This window comes from Pseudoruminococcus sp. (assembly GCF_047012705.1).
Taxonomy (GTDB): domain Bacteria; phylum Bacillota; class Clostridia; order Oscillospirales; family Acutalibacteraceae; genus Pseudoruminococcus.
Window position 1 is genome coordinate 1 of record NZ_JBKXNW010000035.1, and the last position, 7,235, is coordinate 7,235.

Consider the following 7,235-nt stretch of genomic DNA (forward strand, 5'->3'; position numbering starts at 1 on the left):
TAGAACTGTTCACAAGTTTTATGGTATAATTTGAATACGAAAAGTGAGCAACAAACTGGAATTTGAAAACCACAATTTTATAAGTGGTTACTACCCTGCATAGGGCGTTAATAAAAACCTCCGAAGCGCTTGAAAACAAAGGGTTTATCTCAATGTGTTCGCCTTATCCCTTTATACGATTTCACACCGTTTCACCCTTGCTCCAACACCTTATAAGGGCAAAAGCAAGGGCAAGAAAAACCGACAACACGATATAACAAGGTGTGGCAATCGGGAAACTGTGACATATGTGCGAATATATTATACTGGAGGTTTTCAAGATGGACAAGTACATTTATGACAAGCGCAACGGGCTTTGGTATGAATTGCAAGGCGATTACTATATCCCTTGCTTGGAGTTACCCGCCGAAAAAGAAGAACGGCATATCGGTGTATGGGGGCAACGGCACCGACGCTATCTCAAAGCCAATCGCAGGGCGCTGTATACCTCTCTGCTCACCAGCGGCAAACTGAACAGTTACCTTGCCGACATTGACCGGCAAGCAGAGGAAATGTTCTCTCGGCTGGTAAAACAGCTTTCCGAAAAAGAGGGAGTGACGGAAACGCTCAAAGCGGAAAACCAAATGCTGTGGGTACAGAAAATGAACAACCTGCGAAACGCTGCTATGGAAATCGTATTAAACGAGCTTATTTACCGCTAAAATTGCACAAGAAAGGTCGCCGTCAACATACGGCGGCTTTTCTTATTTCGGGTGTAATCTGAAGATCTCATTACACATTTTACAGGAGCAATCCAGCCGTTTGATACACAGTAGTAGATTATTTTGAACTTATATGGTATAATTAGCCTTGAAATCAAAGTGGCGGGGTGAATTATGGGATTGTTTGATATTTTCAAAAAGGAAAATAAAGAGAATAAGAAAGCAATTTTTATCAGTAATGCAGGTGGAATGATTATCACTAAGTCTTTGTTAGAGGGAAAATCCAAACTAAAATGGATATTCCGTGAAAATAGTACCAATGCGGCTGATAATGGTTGGCGAGCCATCGGTGATACGGACACGCAAGAATATATTAATAACAGCAAAAATATGACAGTTGTGGACTTTAATACCTTCGCAAATATTGAACCCGCTATTCTTGCTATATACAATCTTCCCGTAGGAACTGATTTGGAATTTCACATTGAAAATGGTAAAAGGTATTTTGTTGATACACAATCGGGTAAGGTGATTGGGTAAGGGGCATCCTTATTTTAATTTTAAGCAATAGTTTCGGTCCACGAAGGGGGCTGCGGATATGGGATTTGACTTAGCGCATACGATCAGCTCGATTTCCAAGCTTGTATTGCGGGCTATGCGGGTATCGAATAAAAATGAGCTATCACCTATGAAAGCCGTAAACGGAAAGAATGTTATGACAAAATATACTTTTGAAGAAATAAAAACCTTGCTGTTAAAAAGCATAAACGAAGAACATATTGAGGCAGAGCTGCGCTTAGTATTCAAAGATAAACCCGATGAATATATGATTACTATTTATGATGGTATGTGTTCATTCCAAAGATGCGGAAATATTGAAAGGCAAGCTGTTGCCTACTATAAAACATTGGACGAGTTGTATGTGGCTGAACAAGTTGATAATATCATTTTGGCGAGGGATTGGGACAATATTATAGAGTTTGACTGCGTTGACTTTGAAATGTCGGGCTACTGGGAATAATTAGGGTTTCAAATTTGAAGAGTTGTAATGGCATTGAAATAGTATTAAAACAGTAAGGCGGTAATTTATGGTTGGATTTAAAGTTGGTTGCATTTGGTATGAGATAGGTGCTGCTTCATTTTTACATTCCTTTTTTTCAACAGTTGCCTATAATTTAGAATGTGGAAATTGGGGCACAAGATTCCCGGTCATTATGAATGAATTGTATCAAGGAAAATTGGCAAATGCAAATGTCCCTAATGCCAAAGTAGAATTGAATACAATCGAAAACGAATTGAAAAATTTATCTCCAGATAAAGCGATATGGGATATTGAGGATCTGACAAAACAACCGCCTTGGGGCAATAAAATCAGTAATCAAATAACTGATTTATCAAATTATTTTATAACCAGTGACGGCAGAGATTTTTTAACGATATTTCAAAATGCCTTAGATGCTGCGATTGAAATAAAAAAAGATGTAATTATCTCGTCCGCTGTTTAAAGCATCACCATTTAAACCTCATATACAAAAAACAGATTCTCCAAGGGGGATGAACGGTATGAATATGTACTTTTCTGCAAGAACGCAGACGCTGGCACAGTTCAAAGAAGTCTATGACAAGCGACTTTTGAATGAAACACCCCAGGACGGCTCTCCTGTCATATTCTGCGCTATGGCGAATCAAACACCCCAAAACAGGTATGACATCGTGAAGTTTCTGATTGGCGAAGGTGCAGAATTAAAGGGCACAAATGAAGAAAGCGAAACACTGTTCCACATTCTGTTTTCTCGCCCTAAGCACATTATGGAGCAGACAGTGGAACTGACACAGATATTGATAGACGCCGGCGTAGATATAAATCAGTTGGACGCAAAACACAGAGCGGCTATTCAGTACCTTATCAGCCATCCGAAGTTTACCGACGAGGATTTTGCGCCGTTGTATGATGTCATATTCCAAAACTGCACGCTGGAAGTGAATGCAAAAAATGATTGGGGCTATACCCCGATTGAGCTTGCTCGGAAACTCCAGTATCGTGCGGATTTGCTTAAACGAATGACGGAATAATCTAAACACCCTGCAAGACCTAAAATCTTGCAGGGTGTTTCACTGTCAAAATGTATGTAAGCCCGCAAGGCAGAGAGCTGCCCTGCGGTGTTGTTTTCGATGTTAAAGCTATCTTTCTCTGTCGTGGGATCGGTGCTTGGATTTTGGTTGTCTGCCCTCTGTCTGCAACCGTTTGAGTTGGTCACGGACGCTTTGCTTTTCGGGCGGTACATACCGTTCTTTTTCGGTTGGTCTGCGGCTTTCCTTGACATTGCGCTCCCATTCGGCAAGTTCTCGGTTGTAGTTATCAACTACGGCTTCCGCCTTGCGGTAGGTTGCCATAAACGCCTGCACATCGGGATAACCGTCATCTTTCAAGATTTCGGGTAACACTTCCAGCATAGCGGAGATTTTTTCCTCCGTCTGCTGTATCTGCGCTTCTAACGCCTTTCGCTCCTTGCTCTTGAATATGCCCTTTGTTTCGGCAAGCTGTGCCGTTAACTTCGGTACTTCATCCTGCAAGCTGCGGATTTCTCTCGCCCTGTCCTGCACCCGTATCATCAGTTTTTGCATTGTACGGAATTCTGCCATATCCATATTGAGAATTGGCTTCGGCGGTAATGCCGTCTGCCGTATTAAGTTTTGCAAAAATTCCTTTGCCTTACTCACGATATTGCGGAATAGGTTGGGCAGCCATCCGTTTGTCTTAATGGACTGGCTTGCATTTTGGTGTATCTCCTCTTTCTTGATTTCCAGTATCTTTGTTTTCTCTATCCCCGATATGAGCGCCATATCCGCTGTTCTGTTCCATTCCTGCCTTGCGGCATTGTCGGCTTCAATCTCTGCGGCTTTTGGATTGTTCTTGCCGATCTTCTTGGTTGGCAGATAGATACTGTCGGGATCGAACACCTTTAATCGGTGTTCGGGATCAGAAATATGCCGATTGATAAGGTCGGTATAATTTCTCTTGACTTCATCCAAAAACGGCTCGCTTTTGAAACGGTCATCCTTTACGGTGAATAGGTGCTGTTCGTAAATGCCGCCTTTGGGGATCACGGTGCAGCCTTCACGGACTTTTCCGTTTTCATCGGCTATCTCTTTCTTGGTGCGCACCCGTTTTCCCGTTTCATCGTAGAATACGCTTCGGGTGGCAATTTTTATATCCGGCTCGGCAAGTAACCGCCGTTCGCTGAATATGAGGTGAATGTGATAATTGGTCTTTTTCTTATTGTGGTGGAGAGCCGATACACATTCCACATTGTACCGTCTGCGAAAATCCTCTGTGAAATCTTCAAGTACCTGCTGCGGCTCATAGGCGGTGTAAATTTCGGGCAAGGCAATAATCAGTTCCCTTGCTTCGATACACTTGCCGTCTGCTCCGCTTCGATTAAACTCCTGCTGGCACTCTTTTGCGAGGTCGCTCCAAAAGGCAGTGTCTGCGGTGCGGTAGGTGGCATAGAGGTTTTCCTGCCTTGCGTGGCTTGTAATATACGATATTCTTCCCTTGACATTGGACAGCTTCGACATCTGAATAAAGCTGTGGCGTGTCATAAATCATCTCCGTTCTGTGTTGTAAAGGTGCGTTCTTATTTTGCAACCGATTTGTCGGTTGCGGCTGTTTCGGCGGCAAGTGCCGACGGGACAGCCAACGAAAATTGCGGCAGCAATTTTCACTGTATCATAGCGGCGGTAGTGACCGGCAAGCTGTGATACAGGCTCCCCGCAGGGGCGAAATACCCAGAGTACAAATCGCAGATTTGTGCGAGGGGTGTATTTCGCTCTCAAACGCCGAGGGCTTAGAGAACGGTTTACTCAACTTTGCGGACATCATCCTGACACAGTAGATTTCTGCCCTGATTGACGGTCATAAAATGTTCCAGCGTGTCCCTGCGGATAATGGTTTTTCGCCCGACCTTCAGAACAGGCAGCTTGCCCCAGTCTACCAGCTTTCGCATTGTATTCCTGCCGATGCCGCTGGTTTCTGCCGCTTCTTCTATCGTCATTCCTATTTTGAATGCGTTCATAATTCTATCCTCCTTTCTAAAATACTCAAAATGCAACTTTGGCATTCTTATTATACTATTGCCTGTCAACCCGTTTTGCAACCTTTTAAGAAATATTTTTAATATTTTTCGTAAATAGTGGTTGCAAATTGAGTTTATATATGTTATACTATACTCAAACGGGAGGTGAATTCCTTGAAAGAAGAAGCAATGTTTACCCCAAAACAAGTCGGGGAACGCATTAAGGAGCGCAGAATAGAACTGGGGCTTTCTATGCCGGAGCTTGGCAAGCGTATCGGTGTAAACAAGTCTACCATTCAAAGGTATGAAGCGGATGGTGTCGATCCGAAGCGAACAATGATTATTAACGGTCTTGCCGACGCACTTCTTACCACTCCCGAATGGCTGACGGGTCTTTCCGATGATAAGGAATACGACAGCAGGACGCTTTGCCAAAAGGACATAGAAGAGCATATCAAGAAGTATCTTGATACGGTTTCCTCAACGGTCAGCGGAGAACCGCACCAACAGTTGCTCACTACATTTCTCGGAAAGCTGATTGATTTATACTCTGTGCTTTGTCACTACTTTGCCGACGCTATGACAGAGGTTGACCGTGTGGCAGAGGACGAAGGCTTGAAGCAGTCGCTTATGAGATATGCTATCGAGTCGGGAGCGATTACCGAAAGAGTATATCGCAAAGAAATGGAATTACCTATCGAAGATATGAAGCGATTCCTTGACGGGATTTTACATATCTACGATGAAGGTCGCACCGCCGTAAAGATGGGCGATCTATTCGGGATAGTGACGGAAGCCGAGAATAGGCTTGCCGAAAAGAAAAATTCCGTGGCACCTTGACAATTAAAAATGCCGATTGAAAACAACCGGCAGAAGTGACATTATTCGTTTTACGCACACCATATGTCACAGTCCCGATTGCCACGGATAGAAAGGAGATTTTTATCTATGGCAAAAGGTTCTGTAAGAAAGAAAGGCAAAAAGTGGTACTACCGCTTTTATATCGAAGATGAAAGCGGCAGACAGGTACAGCGGGAGTTTGCGGGTACTGAAAGCAAAAGCGAAACGGAAGCCTTGCTCCGCAAAGCGATGGAGGATTACGAAGAAAAGAAATTCGTAGCAAAATCCGAAAATGCAACGGTGGCAATGCTGCTCGATATGTGGGTGGAGGAAGAACTGAAACCAAGCAATCTGAGCAACGGTACGGTGATGGCGTATCAAGGCACAGTCAACCGTATCAAGCAATATCCCATCGGCAGCAGAAAACTGAAAAGCGTGACCGCAGACCATTTGCAGGCGTTCATAGATTTTCTCAGCTTCGGCGGGGTAAATCCAGACGGTACGACTGCAAAGCCGCTCAGTAAAGGGTATTTGCGGCTATTCTCCGCCGTCCTGCAAGGGGCATTCCGTTTTGCGGTATTTCCCAAAAGGTTAATATCCTTCAATCCGATGCAGTATGTTGTTTGGCGAGGGAAAAAGGAAAACTATGAACTGTTTTCCGACGAAAACGGTGAAACGGCTTCCACGCCTACGCTTACTCACGAACAATATCTGAGGCTTGAGGATTTTCTGAGAGCAAAGGACAATCCCGCACTTCTCCCCATACAGATCGCATATTACACCGGACTTCGCATTGGCGAGGTCTGCGGGCTGACTTGGCAAGACATCAATCTTGAAAAGCAGTACCTCACGGTACGACGCAGTATGCGATACAACGGCGCAAGACACAAGACGGAGATAGGAGCGACCAAACGCAAGAAAATCCGCACCGTGGACTTCTGTGACACGCTGGCGGAGATCCTGCGGACAGCCAAGACCGAACAGCACAAGAACCGTTTCCGCTACGGAGAACTGTATATCCTCAACTTTTATAGTGAAGTCAAGGAAAAAGACCGTACTTACTACGAGGTATACAGTTTGCCGAGAACGGAGCAAGCTCCCGAAGGCTACAAGGAAATATCTTTTGTTTGCATTAGACCGGACGGCTCTTATGAAGCGCCGAGTACGGTGGGGCTTATGTGCAGGACGGCAAGCCGAAAGGTTGACGGCTTGGAGGGCTTCCATTTCCATCAACTTCGACACACATTCACAAGCAACCTGCTCTCTAACGGAGCTGCGCCGAAGGATGTGCAGGAGCTTTTGGGACACGCTGATGTCAGTACCACAATGAACATTTACGCTCACGCTACAAGGGAAGCGAAGCGTACTTCCGCAAGGCTACTGGATAAAGTAGTTGGCGGAGAATAAAAACTTTCCCTTGTTTCGGCTCATAAGGGCGAAAACAAGGGAAAATACATAAGGTCGGAACACAAGGCAAGCGAAAAGCCTTGAAAATACAGCGTTTTCAGAGGATTAGATAGATAAATTTGAATTTGACGAGGTATTGATAGAATGGTAGAAGTAAAATTTTATGACAATGTCGCAGATGAATTTTTGAAGTTTGCAGTGATAATATCCA

At 44.2% G+C, this 7,235-nt stretch carries 9 protein-coding genes; 7 read left to right on the plus strand and 2 right to left on the minus strand.

The genetic code is table 11. The features are described 5' to 3' along the window. Positions 1-320: 320 nt before the first annotated feature. The 5 genes from ACLU24_RS14185 (at position 321) to ACLU24_RS14205 (ending at position 2,774) form a co-directional block, all read left to right on the plus strand. Positions 321-701 (plus strand): TnpV protein, encoded by a 381-nt coding sequence (locus tag ACLU24_RS14185; protein WP_177624643.1) that lies wholly within the window; start codon positions 321-323, stop codon positions 699-701. 174 nt (positions 702-875) lie between these two features. Next, positions 876-1,241 (plus strand): immunity protein Imm33 domain-containing protein, encoded by a 366-nt coding sequence (locus tag ACLU24_RS14190; protein WP_177624644.1) that lies wholly within the window; start codon positions 876-878, stop codon positions 1,239-1,241. Between the two features lie 58 nt (positions 1,242-1,299). After that, positions 1,300-1,722: a hypothetical protein gene (locus ACLU24_RS14195; protein ID WP_329974030.1), complete on the plus strand. Its 423-nt coding sequence runs from the start codon at positions 1,300-1,302 to the stop codon at positions 1,720-1,722. Positions 1,723-1,789: 67 nt separating this feature from the next. Continuing rightward, complete coding sequence (locus tag ACLU24_RS14200) at positions 1,790-2,206, plus strand: immunity 70 family protein (RefSeq protein ID WP_177624645.1); 417 nt, start codon at positions 1,790-1,792, stop codon at positions 2,204-2,206. 58 nt (positions 2,207-2,264) lie between these two features. Next, a complete protein-coding gene (locus tag ACLU24_RS14205) occupies positions 2,265-2,774 on the plus strand; it encodes an ankyrin repeat domain-containing protein (protein WP_177624646.1) in 510 nt (169 codons plus the stop codon). A gap of 108 nt (positions 2,775-2,882) precedes the next feature. Here ACLU24_RS14205 and ACLU24_RS14210 read toward each other — a convergent pair whose 3' ends face one another. Both ACLU24_RS14210 and ACLU24_RS14215 read right to left on the minus strand, forming a co-directional pair. Continuing rightward, complete coding sequence (locus ACLU24_RS14210) at positions 2,883-4,304, minus strand: MobA/MobL family protein (RefSeq protein WP_412613307.1); 1,422 nt, start codon at positions 4,302-4,304, stop codon at positions 2,883-2,885. A 257-nt stretch (positions 4,305-4,561) separates the two neighbouring features. After that, a complete protein-coding gene (locus ACLU24_RS14215; protein ID WP_329974025.1) occupies positions 4,562-4,777 on the minus strand; it encodes a helix-turn-helix domain-containing protein in 216 nt (71 codons plus the stop codon). A gap of 165 nt (positions 4,778-4,942) precedes the next feature. Between ACLU24_RS14215 and ACLU24_RS14220 the strand changes: the two genes are divergently transcribed. Both ACLU24_RS14220 and ACLU24_RS14225 read left to right on the plus strand, forming a co-directional pair. After that, positions 4,943-5,617, plus strand: coding sequence for a helix-turn-helix domain-containing protein (locus tag ACLU24_RS14220; protein ID WP_412613308.1), 675 nt, complete (start codon positions 4,943-4,945; stop codon positions 5,615-5,617). 108 nt (positions 5,618-5,725) lie between these two features. Beyond that, a complete protein-coding gene (locus ACLU24_RS14225) occupies positions 5,726-7,024 on the plus strand; it encodes a tyrosine-type recombinase/integrase (protein ID WP_329974022.1) in 1,299 nt (432 codons plus the stop codon). The last annotated feature ends 211 nt before the right edge of the window (positions 7,025-7,235 follow it).